This is a genomic window from Sphingomicrobium aquimarinum (genome assembly GCF_039655735.1).
Lineage (GTDB): Bacteria > Pseudomonadota > Alphaproteobacteria > Sphingomonadales > Sphingomonadaceae > Sphingomicrobium > Sphingomicrobium aquimarinum.
The window spans coordinates 1,110,063-1,130,020 of the sequence record NZ_JBBYXH010000001.1; the positions used below are offsets into that span (position 1 = coordinate 1,110,063).

The following is a 19,958-nucleotide window of genomic DNA, read 5'->3' on the forward strand; positions in this document are numbered from 1 at the left end:
AAAAAATCGTGCACCTGCTCATCGCCTTTCCTCTGCTGATCGGGGCCGGCATCGCCCCCGCCAGCCCCGCCCAGCCCATCGAGACAGTCTCTCAAGATCGTGCGATCGAGGCCGAACTCGCCGCCATCCTCGCCGACGCCTATGATGCGGACGGCCCGGGTGCGGCGGTCATCGTAACCCGTGGCGGGAAGACGCTTTTCCACGACGCTCGCGGCATGGCCGACATCGGCACGGGCCGCACGATGCTCCCGACCGAGCGCTACAACCTCGCCTCGATCACCAAGACGATTACGGCGGCCGCGGTGGCCAAGCTGGCCGAGGAAGGGGTTCTCTCGCTCGACGACCCCATCTCGAACTATGTTTCCGGTTTTTCCGAACCCGCGAGCTCAGCGACCCTGCGTCAGTTGCTCAATCACACCTCGGGGCTGACCGACATCACCAAGCGCCCCGGCTGGATCGCCGAGAACCTCGACCGCGACTTTTCCAACGCGGAATTGGTAGCGCTGCTCGCAGCGCTGCCGGCGAAGGCCGCGCCGGGCGAGGAATGGGAGTATAACAACAGTGCCTATATGCTGCTCGGGCCGATCATCGAGCAGGCGACGGGGCAGCCATGGGAGCGATCGGTGGAACGGCTGGTCGCCCGCCCACTCGGGCTGGACAGCTTCGTCACGCCGGGCGCGACAATGACAGGCTACGATGGTCCCGGCGCGGATGCGGTCCCCTTCCCGCCGTTCGTCGACAAGGGCATTGCGGGCGCGGCGGGGACGATGACGGGAACGGTCGCGGACCTGGCGACTTTCGTGAACGCGCTTCACCACGGGCGCATCCTCGGGCCCGACATGTACGCGCAGGCGATCGCGCTGCCCGTTCTCGCCGACGGTAGCGAGGCCCGCTACGGGTTCGGCTTCCGCGTCGGACAGCTCTTCGGCGAGCCCACATACTTTCAGGGAGGCGCGATGCGCGGCACGCGAACCGAGGCGCTCTACGTGCCCGAGGGCGATGTCTTCGTCGGTATCCTCGCGAACAGCGACGCACCCCGAAGCGCGGTGCGCCCGCTGGCCGAACGCCTCGCGGCAGCGGCGCTCGGACAGTCGTTCCCGCGCTTCATCGAGCAACCGCTCGACACGGCCAAGGCGATGCCAATGGTCGGCACCTACGAAGTGCGCGGACGCCGCGTCCAGTTTCTGCACCGCGACGACCGCTTCTGGTTCGCGGGCGAAGGGGCCAGTGCACGGCCCGTCACCTATTTCGGCGAGCGGCGCTTCTTCTTCGAAAAGGAGCGTGGCGACTGGTTCGAATTCGTATGGGGACCCGACGGCGATCCAATGCTGCGCTTTCACGATACTGCCGAGCGTGAACCGATCGAAGCGCGCCGCGTCGGCGGGGTCGAGGAGACACGGGTCGCGATCGACCCCGCCCGGCTGGCTGCCTACGCGGGCTCTTATCGAACCGAAACCGATGTCACCGTGCATATCGAACTGGACGACGATGGAAGATTGCGGATGCGGCAGGGAGAGCGCGAGCAGACCGCGCCGCTACGCGCGCTCGACGAGGATCGGTTCGCGATCGACGGCACCCCGATGACGCTGCAATTCATGAGCCATGCCGGAAGGGTCACCGGCTTTAGTATGACGCGCGGCGCACGGACACTCGAAGCGCAGCGGATCGAGCGATAGTTGCGACGAGGGTCGGCGCGACGTGGGACCGATCGGCGAACGCGCCATCGGCCCCGCACCGCGCCCGCGTCAGTTCGGTGCGAGAGGAGCGTTCCGCCGGTTGTCGAGATGTTCGGCCAGCCGCCCGACCAGCATCAGCGTTTCGTGTCGGAAGGCGCCGAACGCTGACTCGCCGACCCCGGTCGCGTAGCGGGCGGCATAGCGCTCGAGCGTCTCGCCCACCTGCCGCGCCTCGTCGGCGCGTCGGCGCAGGTCGTCCGCAAAGGCGCGGTCCTCGCGGATGAGATCGGCCAGGACCATTCCGCTATCTTCGCGCGCGAAGTGCAGCCGTAGCACCGACATCAGCCGCGAAAGGCGCAACCCGAGCAGATACCCGTCCTGATCACGCTGATAGCCATCGACCATCGACAGCAATTCCTCGGAGGCATCGGTGATGGCGCGATCGCCGGCGTCGATCGATCGGAACATGTTCATCGGTTTCAGTCCTCCGCAAGAGCGCCAAGATTCCGCAGCGAAAGACATAATTCCAGCATAATCGGATCCGTAACGGAGCTTCTTATCGCGCTGGCGCGCCATTGCCCGTCCTGCTAGTTCTTCAGGCCATGCCCACCACCGCCGCTTCTTCCGCCCGCGACATTCTCACCGGCCTGCACGCGGTCATGGCAAGCCGCGGCGGCGCGCAGGCCAAGCTCGACAAGGTCGTGGATATCATCGCCGACGCGATGGTCAGCGAAGTGTGCTCGATCTACGTGCTGAAAGAAGGAAAGCTCGAACTCTACGCGACCCATGGCCTGCGCAAGGAAGCGGTGCACGAGACGCGGCTCGATTTCGGTGAAGGACTCGTCGGGACGATCGCGGAACAGATGCTCGTCCTCAATCTCGAGGAAGCCAGCCGCCACCCGCAGTTCGCCTTCCGGCCCGAGACCGGCGAGGAGCATTTCCACAGTTTCGCGGGCGTGCCGATCGTGCGGCGCGAAACGCCCATCGGCGTGCTGACCGTCCAGCACGAGGACAGCCGCAAATATGACGATGTCGAGATCGAGGCCTTGCAGACGGTGGCGATGGTCCTGTCCGAACTTCTCGGCAGCGCGGGCCTCGCCGACGGCACCAAGGGCCGCGCCCGCGACACCGGCGAACAGCAACTGGCGGGGTTGAAGCTGGTCACGGGAATGGCGCGCGGGCATGCGGTCTTCCACCAGCCCAAGGTCACCGTCGAACAGACGGTCGCGGAGGATACCGAGGCCGAGCGCGCCCGCGTCTACACCGCCTTTCGCAAGATGCGCGAGCAGATCGACAACATGACCCGCGACGCCGAGTTCGGCGTCCACGGCGAGCATCAGGAAGTGCTCGAGACCTACAAGATGTTCGCCTACGACGAAGGCTGGAGCCGACGCATCAACGAAGCGATCGACAGCGGCCTGACCGCCGAGGCCGCGATCGAGCGCGTCCAGCAGCACACGCGCGCGCGCATGCAGGAGATCGACGATCCCCTGCTCAAGGAGCGAATGCATGATCTCGAGGACCTGTCGAACCGGCTGGTGCGGATCGTCTCGGGCCGCTCGGGCACGGCGGCGCAGACGGGGCTGCAACAGGACACGATCCTCATCGCGCGCAATCTGGGACCCGCCGAACTGCTCGACTATGACCGGCGACGCCTCAAGGGCATCGTCCTGCAGGAAGGATCGCTGACCGCGCACGTCACCATCGTCGCGCGGGCGATGGGGGTGCCGCTGGTCGGCAAGATCGAGGATATCCGCCAGATCGCCTACGAGGACGATATGATCCTCGTCGATGGCGACATGGCAACGATCACCGTGCGCCCGAGCGCCAAGACCGAGGACCTGTTCGAACGGCGGATGGCGTCGAGCCAGAAACGCCGCGCCGAGTTCGCGGCGATCCGCGACAAGCCGGCGGTCACCAAGGACGATCAGCGAATCGAACTGATGGTCAATGCGGGTTTGGCCGAAGACGTCGATCATCTCGACGGCTTCGGCGCCGAGGGCATCGGCCTCTTCCGAACCGAATTCCAGTTCCTCGTCGCGGCCACGCTGCCCGGACGCGAGAGCCAGTACAAACTCTACAAGCGCGTGCTGAAAGCGGCCGGCGAAAAGCCGGTCGTGTTCCGCACGATCGACATCGGCGGCGACAAGGCGCTCCCCTATCTCGACGAGAAGGACGAGGCCGAAAATCCCGCGATGGGGTGGCGCGCGCTCCGCCTCAGCCTCGACCGCGCGGCCCTGATGAAGGCGCAGGCGCGTGCGCTCATCGAGGCGGCCGCGAACCGGCACCTCAAGGTCATGTTCCCGATGGTGTCGGAGCCATGGGAATATGAGGAAGCGCGGAAGCTCTTCGAAGACCAGGTCGACTGGCTTCGCAAGCGCAAGCGTTTCCTTCCGACCGTCATCGAGTATGGCGCGATGCTCGAGGTGCCGAGCCTTGCCGAAATGCTCGACCAGCTCTTGCCGCGGATCGATTTCCTTTCGATCGGTACCAACGATCTCACCCAGTTCCTCTTCGCCGCCGATCGCGGCGATCCGCGTCTGGCCGACCGCTACGACTGGCTCAGTCCCGCGATCCTGCGCTTCCTCAAGCGCGTCATCGAGCAGTGCGACGACAGTGGCACGCCCGTGCGCATCTGTGGAGAGATGGGCGGGCGGACGCTCGAAGCGATGGCGCTCATCGGGCTCGGCCTGAAACGTTTCTCGATCACGCCCGCGGCGATCGGGCCGATCAAGGCGATGGTGCGCAGTCTCGACCAAACGGCGATCGCCGCCGAAATGCGCCGCTTGCTGGCGGATCCGCCGCGTGATTTGCGCCGTGTGCTCGACCAGTGGGCGCGCGAGCAGGGGGTCGTCCTCGACTGACGACGAACGCGCCGGATTTCGAAAAAATCGCCGCGACATTCGGTTGACAAACTCCCCTCTCGCGCCTTGTTTGAGGGGACACGCAAAACAGCTATTTTCTCAGGGGTTTCGATGGACGAACAAGAAGGCATGCTCGAAGAGCCGGCGGGCGCCCCGGTCGGGACCCAGCTCAAGGAAGCACGCGAGGCCAAGGGCATTTCGCTCGACGACATGGCCGCCCGCACCCGCATCCCCAAGCGCCACATCGAGAATCTCGAGAATAACGATTGGGAAAAACTTCCCGCGTCGACCTATGCTGCGGGGTTCGCGAAGACCCATGCGACGATGGTCGGCGTCGATCCGGCCTGGGCGGCGCAGTCGGTGCGCGAGCATATGGGGGCATATGTCCCGCAGCACGACACGTCGGGCACGTACGAGATTTCCGAGGACAAGCGCGGGATGCCGGGGTGGCTGATTATCGTCGCGATCCTCCTCATCGTCGGGGCGATCCTCCTGTTCAGTTGGATGAACGACCAGCGCCTCGCCGCCGACGACGAACCCGTGGCGGAGGAAGTCGTGGTCGAGGACGAGGTCGAGGCCGCTCCCGAAGCCGCCGCGCCGCAGGTTGCCGCCGATACGCCGGTGACGCTGGTCGCCACCCGCGCCGTGTGGCTGCGCGTGACCGATGGTGGCGAGGTCCTCATCGGCCGCGAGCTGGCGGAAGGCGAGGAATGGCCGGTTCCCGCAACGGCCTCCGCGCCGATGCTAGAGACCGCTCGCCCCGCATCGCTCGTGGCGCGTGTCGGAGACAGCGACGTGCGCATTCCGGGCGAGGACGGGACGCGCGTCAGCGATGTCAGCCTCAAGGCGCCCGCACTGGTCGACAATGCGCCCTCCGGTGCGGCGACGCCCGCGAACTAGAATTCATCACCTGTCCAGCTTGGCGCGGGCAGACATCCATCAACCGTAATGCTTTCATTCAACGGACCCATCATGACACGCTTCCTGCTTTCGCTTCTCGCCATTCTGCTCGTTGCCAATCCTGCCTATGCGCAGGAATCGGATCGCTCGCGCGAACGCGAGAACCGCGACAGGATCAACCGGCTCGAGCGGCAGGTTCGGCAGATGCAGGACCGCGTCTATCCCGACGGCGCTCCGGCCAGCACCGCTGGCTATGCCGACGAGCCCGTCGCGACACGCTCGTCGGTCGACATCCTCACGGGCCGTGTGCAGGCGATGGAATCGCAGATCACCACCCTCATCCGCCAGTCCGAAGAAGCGGGCTACCGCATCGGGCAGATGGAAGCGGAGATCGCCCGGCTGCGCGGCGAGCTCGAGGCTGCGCGTGCCGCGCCCCCCTCACCCGCGTCTTTTGCCGAGCCCGACGAGAACGCCATGATGAACGAGGACCCCGTGGAGACGGCTGCGAATGACGCGCGCCCTACCCCGCCGCCGCCGCCCGCCGCCAACCGGAACGATCCCAACTGGCTCGCGGAGGGAGAGGAGGCCTACAATATCGGCTTCCGCTCCTGGGACGCGCGCAATTTCGACGCCGCCATCCGTGAGCTCGACGCGATGGTCGCCGCCTATCCCGGCCATCCCAAGGTCAGCTGGGCGCGCAATCTCAAGGGCCGCGCGCAGCTCGACGCCTCCCGCCCGCGCGAAGCCGCCGAGACGTTGCTCGCCAATTATCGCGCCGACCCGCAGGGCGAGCGTGCGGCCGACAGCCTTTATTTCCTCGGCCAGGCGCTGATGCGCCTCGACCAGCCGGGTCAGGCCTGCCGCGTTTATGACGAGCTGGAAGATGTCTACGCGGGCAACATGCGCGACTTCATCACCACCCGCCTCCCCGCCGCCCGGTCGGCTGCGCGCTGCAGCTAGGGTCGTGACCCCCGCGCTCGACCCCCTGGTCGTCGAGCGGTTCCGTGCCGATGTGGACGGTCTCGTCCCGCCATCGCGTCCGCTGGGCATCGCGGTGTCGGGCGGCGCCGACAGTCTCGCGTTGCTGCTGCTCGCAAAGGCAGCGCGGCGCGACGACATTCGCGCCCTTACCATCGATCATGCGCTGCGCCCCGAAGCCGCCTCCGAGGCTCGCCATGTCGCAAAAATCTGCGCGCGATGGGGGATTGCGCACGACACGCTGCGCGTGGATTGGGAGGAGGGTCCGCCGGCTCGCAACATCGAGGCCGCGGCGCGCGAGGCGCGCTATGGGCTCGTCGAGCAATGGTCGACGCGCAGGGCGCTCGACTTCGTCGCCACCGGCCACCACGCGGACGATCAGGCCGAGACGATGCTGATGCGGCTCGCGCGGGGTAGCGGCCTTTCCGGCCTGTCCGCGATCCGGCCCGAGCGGCCATTGGGCGGAGCTACGCTCGTCCGCCCGCTGCTCGGCTGGCAGCGCAAAGACCTTTCAGCGCTCGTCCACTCGGCCGGGCTCAAGCCCGTCCACGATCCGATGAATGCGGATCCTGCCTTCGATCGCGCGCGCCTTCGCATGGCCCTGGCCGCGGCAGGGTTCGACGACGCGCCCGCCTATGCCTCCAGCGCAGCGCATCTTGGCGATGCCAATGCCGCGCTCGATTGGGTCGTAAAACGCCTGTGGGACCAAGTCGTGCGGTCCGGAGATCGCGACCTGGTCATCGACGATGCCGCGACCTTCCCCCGCGAATTGCAACGGCGGCTGCTGCTGCGGGCCTTCGACACGCTCGAACGGCGAGCGCCGCGTGGCCCCGATCTCGACCGTGCGCTGGACATGCTGCGCGCCGGCGGAAAGACCAGTCTTGGCGGGCTACTTCTGAGTGCCAACGCGATGCGCTGGACGCTCGAACCGGCGCCCCCGCGCCGCAGCGGCTGACCCTCTCCCAACCGCCCATATTGTGGAGCGGGGTCATGGCTCCTATCTTAAGCTTCAAGACATCATTTTAAGGGTATCCTTTTCGCATCATGCAACCAGACCCCACGCCCGAACCGCCCAAGAACGCCTGGACCAAGAGCCTCGTCATCTGGCTCGCGATCATCTTCGGGGTGATCCTGTTCGTGCAGGCTTTCTCGGGTGGAGACCGTGCCGCCGCTGGCGAGCAGATCCCTTATTCGTCCTTCGTCGACCGGGTCGAAGCGGGCAACGTCAAGGAGGTCGTCATCGCGCCGCGCACCGACGGCACGTCGACGCTGACGGGCACGATCGACGGCGAACCCTTCTCTACCGTCTCTCCCCCCAACGCCAACATCTCCGCCGCGCTCGACGAGGCGGGAGTCGAATATGCCGTGCGCCCGCAGGAGCAGGCCTCGATCTGGCAGCTCATCCTGATCAACTCGCTGCCCTTCATCCTCATTCTCGGCCTGTCCTTCTTCGTCATCCGCAAGATGCAGCAGAATGCCGGCGGCGGGGCGATGGGCTTCGGCAAATCGAAGGCCAAGTTGCTCACCGAGGCCAAGGGCCGTGTCACCTTCGACGACGTGGCGGGCATCGACGAGGCGCGCGAGGAATTGCAGGAAATCGTCGAGTTCCTGAAGGATCCGAGCAAGTTCGCGCGGCTCGGCGGGAAAATCCCGAAGGGCGCGCTGCTGGTCGGTTCGCCTGGTACCGGTAAGACGCTCCTCGCGCGCGCCATTGCGGGCGAGGCGGGCGTTCCGTTCTTCACCATTTCGGGCTCGGACTTCGTCGAGATGTTCGTCGGCGTCGGCGCGAGCCGCGTGCGCGACATGTTCGAACAGGCCAAGAAGAATGCGCCCTGCATCATCTTCATCGACGAAATCGACGCGGTCGGCCGCCATCGCGGTGCGGGTCTCGGTAACGGCAATGATGAGCGCGAACAGACGCTCAACCAGTTGCTGGTCGAGATGGACGGCTTCGATGCCAATGAGGGCATCATCATCATCGCCGCGACCAACCGCCCCGACGTGCTCGACCCCGCCTTGCTACGTCCGGGCCGCTTCGATCGGCAGGTCGTGGTCCCGCGCCCCGACATCGAGGGCCGCGAGAAGATCCTGCTCGTCCACATGAAGAAGGTGCCGCTGGCCCCCGACGTCGACGCGCGCACCATTGCGCGCGGGACGCCGGGCTTCTCGGGCGCCGACCTCGCCAACCTCGTCAACGAGGCGGCGCTGATGGCGGCGCGCAAGGGCAAGCGCCTCGTCGCGATGGCCGAGTTCGAAGAAGCCAAGGACAAGGTCATGATGGGCGCCGAGCGGCGTTCCATGGTGATGACCGAGGACGAGAAGAAGATGACCGCCTATCACGAGGCGGGTCACGCCATCGTCGCGCTCCACGAGCCGGCGTCGGATCCCATCCACAAGGCGACGATCATTCCGCGTGGTCGGGCCTTGGGCATGGTCATGCGACTGCCCGAGCGCGACAGCTATTCCTACCACCGCGACAAGATGCACGCGAACATGGCAGTCGCCATGGGCGGGCGCGTCGCTGAGGAAGTGATCTTCGGCCACGACAAGGTATCCTCCGGCGCCAGCGGCGATATCCAATATGCCACCAAGCTCGCGCGCGACATGGTCACCCAGTGGGGCATGAGCGAGGAAATGGGCCCGGTGCAATATGAGGAACAGCAGGGCGAGACCTTCCTCGGCTACAGCCAAAGCCAGGGCATGAACGTATCGGCCGAGACTGCCCAGAAGATCGACAAGGAAATCCGTCGCCTCATCGACCAGGGCTACGACCGCGCCAAGCAGTTGCTCACCGACCATGCCGACCAGCTCGAACAGCTCGCACAGGCGCTGCTCGAATATGAAACGCTGTCGGGCGACGAGATCAAAACGCTGCTCGACGGCGGCTCGATCGACCGTGGCGGCCCCAAGGGTCCGGTGATTCCGACGGCCGGCAGCTCGATCCCCAAGGCGGGCCGGAAGCCCTCGTCCCTCGGCGGACCGGCGACCGCATGAAACTGCTGATCGCCCTCGCAGCGGCTGCAGCGGGTCTCGTCGTCACGACGCCCTGCTCGGCGCAGGACATGAACGCGCAGACCTTCTACGAACGCGGCAAGAAGCTCGAAGGCAAGGGCCCGCTGGCGCTGTTCGACGGCGATCTCAAGACGCTGCAACGCGAAGGCGAAGCGGCTGCGGCACGGGCCATCGCGCTTAACGACCGCGCCGAAAGAAAGCGCTTCTGCATTCCCGCTGGTGCCAAGCGCATGGGTCCGCGCGACTTTCTGCGGGCGATGGAAGGCTTCAGCGCCGACCAGCGACGCGGCTGGACGAGCACAGAACTAACCGCGCAGATCTTCGCTCGAAAATATCCCTGTCGCTAGTCAGGCAGGGAACAGATGGTGAACATGACCGTTGGTTTCTCGAAGGAGTAACCGACCATGACGGCACCCAAGCCCGACGCCCATCCCAAGGAAAACCCTGTATCGAACGCTGAGAAGGCGCCTGAAAATTGGACCACCGGCGATGAACGCATGACCGGCGCACAGGCGAGTTATCTCAAGACGCTCGCCGAAGAAGCCGGAACGCCCGAGGCCTACGATCCCGAAATGACGAAGGCCGACGCTTCGAAGAGAATCGACGAATTGCAGGCGGCGACCGGGCGCGGCCAGCCGGCTTAGAGGACCCCCAGCACGAACATCATCGTGATGAAAACGCCGAGCACGATCCATGCGGCCACCGCCAGCAGGATCGTGCGCAGCAGGGCGGAGATGCGCCCCAGGCTGTAGGTCCCGCGCAACTGGCGGTACATGTGGAACGGCGCGTAGAGAAGTGCCGCCAGCACCGCCGAGCCGAAAATCGCCCCATCCGTGCCGCCGGGCAGCTTGGCGAGCAGCCCGACGACGATGGTGAGCATCATCATGAAGCTGATCGAGTAGGTGATGAAAACGGCGTGGTCGTAGAGCCCGAACGTGCGGCTGAAGGGAAACAGCAGCCACAGGAACGGGAGCGAAAGCGGAATGAGGAGCCAGCTCAGCTTGTAGCTGGCGGTCTGCATCTTGTAGAGATACAGGCCGGGGTTCTCCTCGAATTTTTCGAATTTTTGGCTGACGGCGCGCCAGAAGCCCGATGCCGAAACCTGATCGGTTTCCGCTACGGAGACCGGCTCGCCGCTAAGCTCGCTACGCTTGTTCTGCACCGCCATCCGCGCGGCATCGATACCGGCCCTGGCACCGCCGGCTCCCGGTCCGTCCATGCCCTCCAGCTCCGCCTCGGCCTCGTCCAGCTCCGCCAGTTGCGCGTCGGCCTCCTCCACGGTGGTGATCTCCGACGTGTCGGTGCCGATCGACACGTCGCCTTTCTTCACGTCTCCCACCGACACGACGAGGGCGAACATCGCGACGACGGTGAAGAGGTAGAATGCGATGGGACTGATGTAGCGCGCGCGATGCCCGTCGATATAATCGCGGGTCAGTTTCCCCGGTTTCCAGACGAGTAGCGGTAGCGTGTTCCAGAACTTCCCGTCGAGGTGCAGCACGCCATGGAGAAGGTCGTGCAGCAATCCGCCGATCGTCTTGTGAACGTGCGCTGCCTGTCCGCAGCAGTGGCAATAGTCGCCCGCAAGCGCGCAGCCGCAGTTGAGGCACCGCTCCGGCCCCGCGCCATGATCGCCGCCCGCGCCGTGCGTGCCTGGTTCGATCGCCCGCGCCGCGCCCGCGCCGCCGATGAGTTCGCCTGCTGCCTCGACCCCGTTCATTCCGCTTCCCCCGCACTTCGCCCAGGACATCATAATCCTGTACCTGCCTGAACCCTAGCGATGCGATGGTGCTCGCAAAAGCCTCATGCTAGCGCGGACCCTGTCATGGCACGGATCGGACTCCTCGGCGGCAGCTTCAATCCCGCGCACGGCGGGCACCGGCATATCAGCCTTGCCGCGCTCGAAGCGCTCGACCTCGACTCGGTCTGGTGGTTGGTCAGTCCCGGAAACCCCCTCAAGCCGAAAGAGGGCATGGCACCCTATGCGGCCCGCCTCGCCTCTGCGCGTCGCATGGCTCGCCGCGCGCCCATTCGCGCCAGCGATTTCGAGCGCCGCGCCGGCACCCGGTACACCGTCGATACGATCGCGGCGATCAAGAAGGCCAACCCCCAACATGATTTCATCTGGCTGATGGGCGAGGATACTGTTGCCCAATTCCACCAGTGGAAGGATTGGCGGCGGCTCGCGCGGTCCATTCCGATTGCCGTCCTCACCCGTCCCGGTTATAAGAGCGGGGCCCGGGCGGCTCGCGCCATGGGCTGGCTCCGGTGGTTCGTCCGCCCCGCGAGCGGCCAGGACTGGACGAATTGGAGTGTTCCGGCGATTACGTTTCTGCGTCTGCCGCCCAACCCGACCTCCGCGACCGCGCTTCGTGCGCGTGACCCTGACTGGTATGAAAACGAAGCGACCGGGAGGCACCGGTCGTAGCCCATGAGGAGTGACCTTGCCCCACCCGTCGACCGACAATGCCATGACCACGCCTGACCCGATCGCGCCCAGCGCCCATAGCGACGACAGCGACGCGCTTCACGCGCTCGTGATGCAGCTGCTCGACGACGAGCAGGCGCAGGAAATCGTGACGATCCCGCTCGAAGGCAAAAGCTCGATCGCGGATCATATGGTGATCGCCAGCGGCCGCTCGAGCCGTCAGGTCGCCGCCATCGCGCAGAAGCTCGCCGAGAAGGTAAAGCAGAGCGAGGGCGTGACCCCGCGCATCGAGGGACTGCCGACCGCCGACTGGGTTCTGATCGACGCGGGCGATGTCATCGTCCACCTGTTCCGCCCCGAAGTGCGCACCTTCTACAACCTCGAACGCATGTGGGCGTTCGGTGATGAAGGCGGCACTGCGTAGAGGCTCGTTTCTACTCACGTCATGTTGCTCCACCTCATCGTTCGCGGAAAGATCGGTCGCTCCCCGGAAAGCGACCTCGTCGATCGGTATCTCGAACGGATCGGATGGAAGGTGAAGGTTACCGAGCTCCCCGATACTGGTGGCTCTCCGCCACGACCAAGCGCCACCCCCGTCCGGCGCGTCGTACTCGACGAAGGTGGCAAGGCGCTTCGCTCCCTTGAACTTGCAAAAATCCTCGAAAAATGGCGCGATGGCGGCGTGCGCGAGGCGCGGTTTCTCATCGGCGCAGCCGACGGTCACGAAAGCGATGTGCTCGACGAGGCCGACCTGCTTTTGAGTTTCGGCCCCGCGACCTGGCCGCACATGCTCTGCCGTGCGATGCTCGCCGAACAGCTTTTCCGCGCGACCTCGATCCTCGCGGGCCACCCCTACCACCGCGAAGGCGCGCGCTGATGCGCCTTCTGCTCGCCGCGCTGGCCGTGGGCATGGGCGCTCAGGCGACCGCAACCCCGCAGCGTGCACAGGACCGGCTCGACAAGATGCGGAGCGAAGCGCGCGCGGCGCAGGAAGAAGCCGTGCGGCTGGACGATGCGGCCCGCACGGCGCGCTCCGAGCGCGATCGGCTGGCCGCCGAGCGGGAAGCCATCGTGGCGCGCATCGAGGCGCTCGACACCCGCATCGCCGCCGCGCGGCTGGAAGAACAGCGGCTGGTCGCCGCCATCGGCCGCGTCCAGGGCGTGATCACCGAGCAGCAGCGGCCCGCCGCCGCGCTGCTCGCGGGCCTCGCCACGCTCTCGCGCCGACCGCCGGTTCTCACCCTCGCCGCGGCCGGATCTACCGAGGAACTCATGCGCACCCAAGCGCTCGCGGAAAGCATCGTGCCATTGGTCGAGGACCGCACCCGCGCCATCCGCGGGCGCGCCGCGCGGCTCGAGAGCCTGCGCGCCGGTCTCTCCGATCGCCGGGCCACCATCGCCCGCGAGCAGGACGAGCTCACCGATCTACGTTCCGAGCTCGCCGCGCGCATCGACCGGCAGGCAAGCGAGGCGCGCGATCTCGGTGTCGCGGCGGCACGCGCCGATACACGGGCGCTGGCGAGCGGGGAGGCGACCGCCGATCTTGCCGACGTCGCCACGCGCGAGGCCTTTGCCGCCGAGATCGCGGGCGCGCTTGCAACCTACGATCCCGCACCGCTCCCGCCCCGCTTCGCCGATGGTCGCTCGACCCGGACACCGGATTTTTCCTACCGCCTCCCGGTGCAGGGAAAAATCCTCGCAGGTCTCGGCAGTCTGTCCGCCGACGGCGTACGCAGCCGTGGTCTGACGGTCGGCTCCCGCCGCGGCGCCGACGTGCGCGTTCCTGCCACCGGAACGATTGCTTTCGCCGGGGCCTTTCGCGACCGCGATGGCGTCATTGTGATCGACCATGGCGACGGCTGGACGAGCCTTATCGCCAATGTCGCGACGCGCGCACGGGTCGGGCAAAAGGTCGATGCGGGCGCGCGGCTGGGCAGCGCGCTCGGGCCGGTCGAAGTGGAGTTGTGGCAGGAACGTCGTCCGGTCTCGCCCGCTCTCATCGCAGGTTCACGTTGAGATGTTCATAAGGGTGAAAGCAGGCTAGACCCATCGTCTTGCCAACCTATGCGGCGCGAAAGGAAAGCCCTCACGTGAAGTTCAAGCGCATCGCCACCAGCCTCGTCCCCGCCGCCGCGATCGTCGGCGTCGTCGCGCTCATGCCGGGGGCCGAACAGTCCGCGACCGCGCAAAACGAGGAAACGTACCGCGAGCTCGAGAACTTCCTGTCGGTCTTCGAGCGGGTGCGCGCCAATTACGTCGAGGATGTCGACGATGCCGACCTCATTCGCGGCGCGATCAACGGAATGCTCGCCAGCCTCGATCCGCACAGCAGCTACCTGACCGAATCCGACTTCGACTCGCTGCGCCTCAAGACCGACGGCGAATATGGCGGGCTCGGCATCTCGATCACGCAGGAAAATGGCGTCGTGAAGGTCGTGTCGCCGACCGAGGATACGCCCGCCGATCGTGCCGGCATCAAGTCGGGCGACTATATCACGCAGGTCGACGACACGCTGCTCTTCGACATGGATATCGACGAGGTGCTCGAATATCTGCGCGGCCCCGCCGGATCGACGATCAAGCTGACCGTCATTCGTCCCGGACGCGATGCGCCGCTCGAGATCCCGATCACGCGCGAGATCATCAACATCAAGTCGGTGAAATGGGAAGTCACCGACAATGTCGGCATCATCAACATCAACGATTTTTCCGCACCGACCGCCGAAAGCCTCGCCACCGCGATCCGCGAAATCGAGCTGGCGACGGGCGGCGGGCCGACCGGCTACATCCTCGACTTGCGCCGCAACCCCGGCGGACTGCTGGACCAGGCGGTCGAGGTCTCCGACGCCTTCCTCGAGCGCGGCGAGATCGTTTCCGAGCGCGGGCGCGACAAGAAGGACATCGACCGTTTCTACGCCAAGAAAGGCGACCTTGCGAAAGGCAAGCCCGTCATCGTCCTCATCGATGCCGGTTCGGCGAGCGCCAGCGAGATCGTCGCCGGCGCGCTCCAGGATCATCGCCGCGCGGTCGTGATGGGCGAGACCAGCTTCGGCAAGGGCAGCGTGCAGACCGTCATCCAGACGGGTCCCAAAACCGCGCTGCGCCTCACGACGGCGCGCTATTACACGCCCTCGGGTCGCAGCGTGCAGGCGGGCGGGATCGAGCCCGATATCGTCGTGCCGCAGCTGACCGACCCCGACTATTTCACCCGTCCACGCTTCCGCGAGGCCGACCTGCGCCGTCACCTCGTCGCGCAGGCGGGCGTGGAGGACAAGGTGCTCGAGGACGATACGCAGTCCGATCCGCGCTTCTCCAAGACGGCCGAGGAACTGGAAGCCGAAGGCATCGAGGATTTCCAGCTGCATTATGCGCTGCAGACCATGTCGCGGCTCGCAGCCAAACCGTCGGCAGTCGCGGCGAAGAAGTCGACCCGCAAGGTGGCCTCGAAGTAGCGTCATGCTCGCGCCCGCCCGCCCCCGCCATGGATTGTTGACGGCGCGCACCGCGCTTGTCCTCAGCATCGCGGTCCCTGCCGCGCTCCTTGCGGGTGCGATCGGTTCGCAGCTGATCGGCGGGCTCGTGCCGTGCGACATGTGCATCTGGCAACGCTGGCCGCACGCTGCAGCGCTCTTGCTCGGCATTCTCGCCATCCCGCTCGTTCGCGCGCGCCGCCTGCTCGTGGGCCTCGCGGCGCTCGCCATTGCCATTTCGGGCGCGATCGGTGTCTATCATGCCGGGGTCGAGGCCGGCGTCTTCCCGGGGATCACCACCTGCTCGACGTCGGGCGGAACGGGGCTCGATGCCATCATGGGCGGTAATATCGTGCGCTGCGATGCGGTGCAGTGGAGCCTGCTCGGCATTTCGATGGCGGGATGGAACGCTCTCGTGAGCCTCGGCGCCGCAACGCTGATCGCGCTGGGCCTCTGGAAGGATCGCACATGAGCGAAATGACCTGGATTCCCGGACAGAAGCGTCCCGATGTCGCGAGCATGATCCGCGTCGACCAGGCGGGCGAATATGGTGCCACCCGCATCTATGCAGGACAACTCGCAGTGCTCGGTGAGGACAGCCCCGCCGCGCACGTCATTACGCACATGGCCGCGCAGGAGGATGCCCATCTTGCCCGCTTCAACCAGCTCATGGCCGAGCGCCGCGTGCGTCCCACGCTGCTCCAGCCGTTCTGGAACATCGCGGGTTTTGGCCTTGGCGCGGTTACGGCGTTGATCAGCCCCAAGGCCGCAATGGCCTGCACCGACGCGGTCGAGACCGAGATCGACAAACATTATGACGAGCAGCTGCGCGCGCTAGGGCAGGACGAGCCCGAGCTTGCCGCCGACATCCGTCAGTTCCAGCTCGAGGAGCTGGAGCATCGCGATACCGCGCGCGAACATGGCAGCGAGGAAGCACCTGCCTACCCGTTGATGAGCGCGGCGATCCGTGCCGGATGCAAGCTGGCCATCGCGCTATCGAAACGAATCTGACGAACTTCGCCTGCCTGAAAGCGTTGGGGGCATGAAAGGACTGTTTGCAATGAAGACCATGATCATCCTGGGCGGCATCGCCGTCACCGCGGGCGGCGCCCTGTTCGGCAATGCCTCGGATGCCAACGCGCAGTCGCGCCCCATCAGCGAGATCGTCGTCTTCGGCGAGGACCCCTGCCCCCGCTCGACGGACGACAATGTCGTGGTCTGCGCACGCAAGCCCGAGAGCGAACGCTACCGCGTGCCCGAGCGCTTCCGCGAGAGCGGGTCGCGCCAGGAGCGGCAGAGCTGGGCAGCCAATGCCCGCTATCTGGAAACGGTCAACAACACCGGTATCCAGCAATGCTCGCCCGTCGGTCCGAACGGCTTCACCGGCTGCCTCGACCAGCTCATCAACACGAGCCGCGCCGAGCGCGAGGAACTCGAGGACGAGGAAGTCTACGTCCCCGAATAAGGCGAACGGGGGCCCGCGCTACCCCGCGGCTTTCTCTGAAGCCACCCAATCCATCACCTGGCGTTCGAGGACGTCGAGCGGCACCGATCCGCTGCCGAGCACCACATCGTGGAAACGGCGCAGATCGAACGCTTCGCCCAGCTCCTCGCTCGCCCGTGCGCGCAATTCGCGGATCTTCAATTCGCCGATCTTGTAGGCGAGGGCCTGCCCCGGCCAGCTGATATAACGATTGACCTCTGCCTCTATGTTGGCGGCGGTCAGCGCGGTATTGTCGAGCATATAGTCGATCGCGCGCTGCTTGCTCCAACCCTTGGAATGCAGCCCGGTATCGACGACGAGCCGCGTCGCGCGCCACATCTCGTAGGACAGTCGCCCCATCTGCTTTGCGGGCGTATCATAGAGACCCATTTCGATGCCCAGCCGCTCCGAATAGAGACCCCAGCCTTCCGTAAAAGCCGTGAAGTACATTTGTCGCCTCCACTCGGGCTGGTCGACTTCCTGTTGCAGCGCGATCTGATGGTGATGGCCCGGCACCGCCTCATGGACGGTCAGCGCCGGCACTTCCCACAAGGGACGCTGGTCGAGCTTGGATGTGTTCACATAGTAGAGTCCGGCGATGCCGTTCTGCGGACTGCCGGGATTGTAGTAAGCGGTTGTCGTGCCTTCCGCGATCTCGGCGGGAATTTCGGCAATGCCGTAGGGAAGCCGAGGCAGTACGGTGAAGAGCGTCGGCATCAGCGCGTCGATCTTCTTCGTTTCGCGCGCGGCCGCCCGCATCAATTCCTCGGGCGTCTTGGCGTAATGATCGGGGTTGGTGCGCAATTCCTCGATGAAAGCCTCGCGCGTCTCGTAACCCGCCTCGGCCGCGACCGCTTCCATCTCGGCGCGGATGCGGGCGACTTCGGACAGGCCGATCTGATGAATCTCGTCCGCGGTGAGATCCGTCGTCGTCATCTGGCGCACCTGGAAGGCGTAATAGTCGGCACCGCCCGGCTGCGCGGAGACGCCGACCGCCTCGGCGCAATTGGGCAGGTAATCGCTCCTGAACCAGGCAAGGTGCCGATCGTAGGCCGCCCGCACCGGACCATCGATCAGCGCGCGCGCCTCGCCCTGCAACCGCGCCCAGTCGTCCGCGTCCACGACCGCGGGGCGATCGCCCAAAAAAGGCGCGAACAAGCGGCTGGCGGTGGGATCCTCGCCGATGACGCCGCTGATCGAGCCCGTATAGCCGTCCAGCACCGCACAGGGCAGGACATAGCCGCCCGCAATCGCCTGGTCCGACACGGCCAATGCGGTCTCGTTCTGCGCAGGATAAGCGGCGAGACGCTTCAGATAGTTCTCATAGTCGGCCTTGGTGCGGAAAGAGAGGTTGCCCGCCAGCCCTGCCATCGCCTGGTGCCAGCCCGAATAGGTCGAGAACAGCATGGTTCGCTGGCCGAAGCGATTGGCCTCGGTGCGCACTTCCAGCTCGCGGATCAGGATAGCCTTGTCGACACGGCTTTGCGCATCGAGACCCTCGTCGGGAATCGCCCGCAGTCGCGACAGGAAGAAGCCCGCCTCCCGCGCCCGAGCGTCGGCCGAACCGAGCGAATAATCGTAGAGGCGGTCGTCATAGTCCTTCACGCCGACCGATGAGGCGAGCGTGGGAGAAGCCTCTAGCTCGGCCTGCCAGTAGCGCTCGGTCAGCGCGTCGAAATCCTCTTGCGGCCCAGCCCAGGCAGGCGCGGCGGCGGTCGTGGCGAGCAGGGCGGCGATCATGAAGCGCATGGAAACTTCCTTTCAGACGCGAAGCTAGGACGAGCCGCCCTTCGCTGTCGATGAAAAATCCTCCCTGTGTCGGCTAGGAGTCTTTCCCTTCTGATACCGTGAACGTATAGAGAACATTATGGCGCAGCTCGACACCCAGGCCAAACTCGGCATTCTCGCGGACGCTGCGAAATATGACGCTTCCTGCGCATCGTCCGGCGCCAAAGGCCGCGACAGTCGCTCGGGTAAGGGGATGGGCTCGACCACCGGCACGGGTATCTGCCATGCCTATGCGCCAGACGGGCGTTGCATCAGCCTGCTGAAGATCCTGCTGACCAACAGCTGCATCTTCGACTGTCACTATTGCATCAACCGCAAGAGCTCGAACGTGCGCCGCGCGCGGTTCACGGTCGAGGAAGTCGTCAGCCTCACGCTCAATTTCTATAAGCGTAATTATATTGAGGGCCTGTTCCTCTCCTCGGGGATCATCAAGTCTCCCGATTATACGATGGAGCAACTCGTCGGCGTTGCGCGCACGCTGCGCGACGAGCACGACTTTCGCGGTTACATCCATCTGAAGACGATCCCCGATGCCGATCCCGAACTGGTGCGGCAGGCCGGACAATATGCAGACCGCGTATCGATCAACGTCGAACTGCCGACCCGGGAAGGACTGACCAGTCTCGCACCCGAAAAGAGCGAGGAACGAATCGAGGGCGCGATGGGCGACATGAAATCGCATATCCTCGACGCCAGGGATGCGAAGAAGCGCTATCGCAATGCCCCCCGCTACGCTGCCGGCGGTCAGTCGACGCAGATGATCGTCGGAGCGGACGACGCGAACGACGGCGCTATCGTCACGCGTGCCAACGGCCTTTACGATCGCTTCGGCCTTCGCCGCGTCTATTACAGCGCCTTCTCGCCTATTCCCGATCCCAGCGCTGTCTTGCCGCTCAAACGCCCGCCGCTGATGCGCGAACATCGGCTCTACCAGTCCGATTGGCTGATGCGCTTCTACGGGTTTTCGCCGCAGGAAGTCGTTTCGGCGACCGACGATCAGGGCATGCTTCCGCTCGATATCGATCCAAAGCTCGCTTGGGCGCTGAAGTTTCGCGACAGTTTTCCGGTCGACGTCAATCGCGCCTCGCGCGAGCAATTGTTGCGGGTTCCGGGGCTCGGCACCAAGGCCGTGCAGCGCATTCTCTCTTCGCGCCGCTACCGCACACTGCGTCTGGAGGATGTCGCGCGCCTTACGGTCTCGATCAAGAAGGTGCGCCCCTTCATCGTCACGCTCGACTGGCGGCCGACCTTGCTGACCGATCGCGCCGATCTGAAATCTCTCCTGCTGCCGCCGCCGGCGCAGCTCGGCCTGTTCGACCCCCCTGCCCAAAAGGCCGCCTGAACCGCGGCCTCGCCTCG

The 19,958-nt window shown here is 65.6% G+C and carries 20 protein-coding genes; 17 read left to right on the forward strand and 3 right to left on the reverse strand.

Annotation, left to right across the window (positions count from 1 at the left end; all coding sequences use genetic code 11):
• Positions 1 to 8: 8 nt before the first annotated feature.
• Positions 9 to 1,676, forward strand: coding sequence for a serine hydrolase domain-containing protein (locus tag WJS89_RS05720; RefSeq protein WP_346339957.1), 1,668 nt, complete (start codon positions 9 to 11; stop codon positions 1,674 to 1,676).
• Between the two features lie 69 nt (positions 1,677 to 1,745).
• Here WJS89_RS05720 and WJS89_RS05725 read toward each other — a convergent pair whose 3' ends face one another.
• Positions 1,746 to 2,150, reverse strand: a complete 405-nt coding sequence (locus WJS89_RS05725) for a hypothetical protein (protein ID WP_346339958.1) — start codon at positions 2,148 to 2,150, stop codon at positions 1,746 to 1,748.
• Between the two features lie 128 nt (positions 2,151 to 2,278).
• On the opposite strand from WJS89_RS05725, the gene ptsP reads away from it, so the two are divergent.
• The 7 genes from ptsP to WJS89_RS05760 all read left to right on the forward strand — a co-directional run bounded on the left by ptsP (position 2,279) and on the right by WJS89_RS05760 (position 10,074).
• Complete coding sequence (ptsP, locus tag WJS89_RS05730) at positions 2,279 to 4,540, forward strand: phosphoenolpyruvate--protein phosphotransferase (RefSeq protein ID WP_346339959.1); 2,262 nt, start codon at positions 2,279 to 2,281, stop codon at positions 4,538 to 4,540.
• A gap of 111 nt (positions 4,541 to 4,651) precedes the next feature.
• On the forward strand, positions 4,652 to 5,440 hold the full coding sequence (locus WJS89_RS05735; protein ID WP_346339960.1) for a helix-turn-helix domain-containing protein: 789 nt from the start codon (positions 4,652 to 4,654) through the stop codon (positions 5,438 to 5,440).
• A 72-nt stretch (positions 5,441 to 5,512) separates the two neighbouring features.
• Positions 5,513 to 6,400 (forward strand): tetratricopeptide repeat protein, encoded by an 888-nt coding sequence (locus WJS89_RS05740; protein WP_346339961.1) that lies wholly within the window; start codon positions 5,513 to 5,515, stop codon positions 6,398 to 6,400.
• Between the two features lie 4 nt (positions 6,401 to 6,404).
• Complete coding sequence (gene tilS, locus WJS89_RS05745) at positions 6,405 to 7,373, forward strand: tRNA lysidine(34) synthetase TilS (RefSeq protein ID WP_346339962.1); 969 nt, start codon at positions 6,405 to 6,407, stop codon at positions 7,371 to 7,373.
• Between the two features lie 89 nt (positions 7,374 to 7,462).
• Positions 7,463 to 9,412: an ATP-dependent zinc metalloprotease FtsH gene (ftsH, locus tag WJS89_RS05750; protein ID WP_346339963.1), complete on the forward strand. Its 1,950-nt coding sequence runs from the start codon at positions 7,463 to 7,465 to the stop codon at positions 9,410 to 9,412.
• Positions 9,409 to 9,777 (forward strand): hypothetical protein, encoded by a 369-nt coding sequence (locus WJS89_RS05755; RefSeq protein WP_346339964.1) that lies wholly within the window; start codon positions 9,409 to 9,411, stop codon positions 9,775 to 9,777. Before ftsH ends, WJS89_RS05755 begins: the two co-directional genes overlap by 4 nt.
• A gap of 57 nt (positions 9,778 to 9,834) precedes the next feature.
• Entirely contained in the window at positions 9,835 to 10,074 is a 240-nt protein-coding gene (locus WJS89_RS05760; protein ID WP_346339965.1) for a DUF3072 domain-containing protein, read from the forward strand.
• Here the strand turns inward: WJS89_RS05760 and WJS89_RS05765 are convergent.
• Positions 10,071 to 11,150 carry a DUF3667 domain-containing protein gene (locus WJS89_RS05765; RefSeq protein WP_346339966.1) on the reverse strand — a complete coding sequence of 360 codons (1,080 nt, stop codon included), beginning with the start codon at positions 11,148 to 11,150 and terminating at the stop codon, positions 10,071 to 10,073. The genes WJS89_RS05760 and WJS89_RS05765 overlap by 4 nt on opposite strands.
• 105 nt (positions 11,151 to 11,255) lie before the next feature.
• Between WJS89_RS05765 and WJS89_RS05770 the strand changes: the two genes are divergently transcribed.
• From WJS89_RS05770 to WJS89_RS05805, 8 genes are all read left to right on the forward strand, one after another.
• Entirely contained in the window at positions 11,256 to 11,858 is a 603-nt protein-coding gene (locus WJS89_RS05770; protein WP_346339967.1) for a nicotinate-nucleotide adenylyltransferase, read from the forward strand.
• Positions 11,859 to 11,901: 43 nt separating this feature from the next.
• Positions 11,902 to 12,282 carry a ribosome silencing factor gene (gene rsfS / locus WJS89_RS05775; protein ID WP_346340083.1) on the forward strand — a complete coding sequence of 127 codons (381 nt, stop codon included), beginning with the start codon at positions 11,902 to 11,904 and terminating at the stop codon, positions 12,280 to 12,282.
• Positions 12,283 to 12,303: 21 nt separating this feature from the next.
• Positions 12,304 to 12,735 carry a 23S rRNA (pseudouridine(1915)-N(3))-methyltransferase RlmH gene (locus WJS89_RS05780; protein ID WP_346339968.1) on the forward strand — a complete coding sequence of 144 codons (432 nt, stop codon included), beginning with the start codon at positions 12,304 to 12,306 and terminating at the stop codon, positions 12,733 to 12,735.
• Positions 12,735 to 13,874: a murein hydrolase activator EnvC family protein gene (locus tag WJS89_RS05785; protein WP_346339969.1), complete on the forward strand. Its 1,140-nt coding sequence runs from the start codon at positions 12,735 to 12,737 to the stop codon at positions 13,872 to 13,874. The genes WJS89_RS05780 and WJS89_RS05785 overlap by 1 nt, the downstream gene beginning before the upstream one ends.
• 89 nt (positions 13,875 to 13,963) lie before the next feature.
• The gene (locus WJS89_RS05790; protein WP_431993783.1) at positions 13,964 to 15,310 is read left to right on the forward strand and encodes a S41 family peptidase; all 1,347 of its coding nucleotides are present in this window, start codon (positions 13,964 to 13,966) and stop codon (positions 15,308 to 15,310) included.
• A 4-nt stretch (positions 15,311 to 15,314) separates the two neighbouring features.
• Positions 15,315 to 15,800 carry a disulfide bond formation protein B gene (locus tag WJS89_RS05795; protein ID WP_346339970.1) on the forward strand — a complete coding sequence of 162 codons (486 nt, stop codon included), beginning with the start codon at positions 15,315 to 15,317 and terminating at the stop codon, positions 15,798 to 15,800.
• A 5-nt stretch (positions 15,801 to 15,805) separates the two neighbouring features.
• A complete protein-coding gene (locus tag WJS89_RS05800) occupies positions 15,806 to 16,339 on the forward strand; it encodes a demethoxyubiquinone hydroxylase family protein (protein ID WP_346340085.1) in 534 nt (177 codons plus the stop codon).
• Positions 16,340 to 16,388: 49 nt separating this feature from the next.
• On the forward strand, positions 16,389 to 16,793 hold the full coding sequence (locus WJS89_RS05805) for a hypothetical protein (protein WP_346339971.1): 405 nt from the start codon (positions 16,389 to 16,391) through the stop codon (positions 16,791 to 16,793).
• 18 nt (positions 16,794 to 16,811) lie between these two features.
• On the opposite strand, the gene WJS89_RS05810 is transcribed toward WJS89_RS05805, so the two are convergent.
• Positions 16,812 to 18,560, reverse strand: a complete 1,749-nt coding sequence (locus WJS89_RS05810) for a DUF885 domain-containing protein (RefSeq protein WP_346339972.1) — start codon at positions 18,558 to 18,560, stop codon at positions 16,812 to 16,814.
• Positions 18,561 to 18,678: 118 nt separating this feature from the next.
• On the opposite strand from WJS89_RS05810, the gene WJS89_RS05815 reads away from it, so the two are divergent.
• The gene (locus WJS89_RS05815; protein WP_346339973.1) at positions 18,679 to 19,941 is read left to right on the forward strand and encodes a putative DNA modification/repair radical SAM protein; all 1,263 of its coding nucleotides are present in this window, start codon (positions 18,679 to 18,681) and stop codon (positions 19,939 to 19,941) included.
• Positions 19,942 to 19,958: the final 17 nt, after the last annotated feature.

Coding starts and splice junctions, on each gene's coding strand:
- WJS89_RS05725 (WP_346339958.1), bottom strand. CDS start 2,150: ATGAACATGTTCCGATCGATCGACGCCGGCGATCGCGCCATCACCGAT.
- ptsP (WP_346339959.1), top strand. CDS start 2,279: ATGCCCACCACCGCCGCTTCTTCCGCCCGCGACATTCTCACCGGCCTG.
- WJS89_RS05735 (WP_346339960.1), top strand. CDS start 4,652: ATGGACGAACAAGAAGGCATGCTCGAAGAGCCGGCGGGCGCCCCGGTC.
- WJS89_RS05740 (WP_346339961.1), top strand. CDS start 5,513: ATGACACGCTTCCTGCTTTCGCTTCTCGCCATTCTGCTCGTTGCCAAT.
- ftsH (WP_346339963.1), top strand. CDS start 7,463: ATGCAACCAGACCCCACGCCCGAACCGCCCAAGAACGCCTGGACCAAG.
- WJS89_RS05755 (WP_346339964.1), top strand. CDS start 9,409: ATGAAACTGCTGATCGCCCTCGCAGCGGCTGCAGCGGGTCTCGTCGTC.
- WJS89_RS05760 (WP_346339965.1), top strand. CDS start 9,835: ATGACGGCACCCAAGCCCGACGCCCATCCCAAGGAAAACCCTGTATCG.
- WJS89_RS05765 (WP_346339966.1), bottom strand. CDS start 11,150: ATGAACGGGGTCGAGGCAGCAGGCGAACTCATCGGCGGCGCGGGCGCG.
- WJS89_RS05770 (WP_346339967.1), top strand. CDS start 11,256: ATGGCACGGATCGGACTCCTCGGCGGCAGCTTCAATCCCGCGCACGGC.
- rsfS (WP_346340083.1), top strand. CDS start 11,902: ATGACCACGCCTGACCCGATCGCGCCCAGCGCCCATAGCGACGACAGC.
- WJS89_RS05780 (WP_346339968.1), top strand. CDS start 12,304: ATGTTGCTCCACCTCATCGTTCGCGGAAAGATCGGTCGCTCCCCGGAA.
- WJS89_RS05785 (WP_346339969.1), top strand. CDS start 12,735: ATGCGCCTTCTGCTCGCCGCGCTGGCCGTGGGCATGGGCGCTCAGGCG.
- WJS89_RS05795 (WP_346339970.1), top strand. CDS start 15,315: ATGCTCGCGCCCGCCCGCCCCCGCCATGGATTGTTGACGGCGCGCACC.
- WJS89_RS05800 (WP_346340085.1), top strand. CDS start 15,806: ATGACCTGGATTCCCGGACAGAAGCGTCCCGATGTCGCGAGCATGATC.
- WJS89_RS05805 (WP_346339971.1), top strand. CDS start 16,389: ATGAAGACCATGATCATCCTGGGCGGCATCGCCGTCACCGCGGGCGGC.
- WJS89_RS05810 (WP_346339972.1), bottom strand. CDS start 18,560: ATGCGCTTCATGATCGCCGCCCTGCTCGCCACGACCGCCGCCGCGCCT.
- WJS89_RS05815 (WP_346339973.1), top strand. CDS start 18,679: ATGGCGCAGCTCGACACCCAGGCCAAACTCGGCATTCTCGCGGACGCT.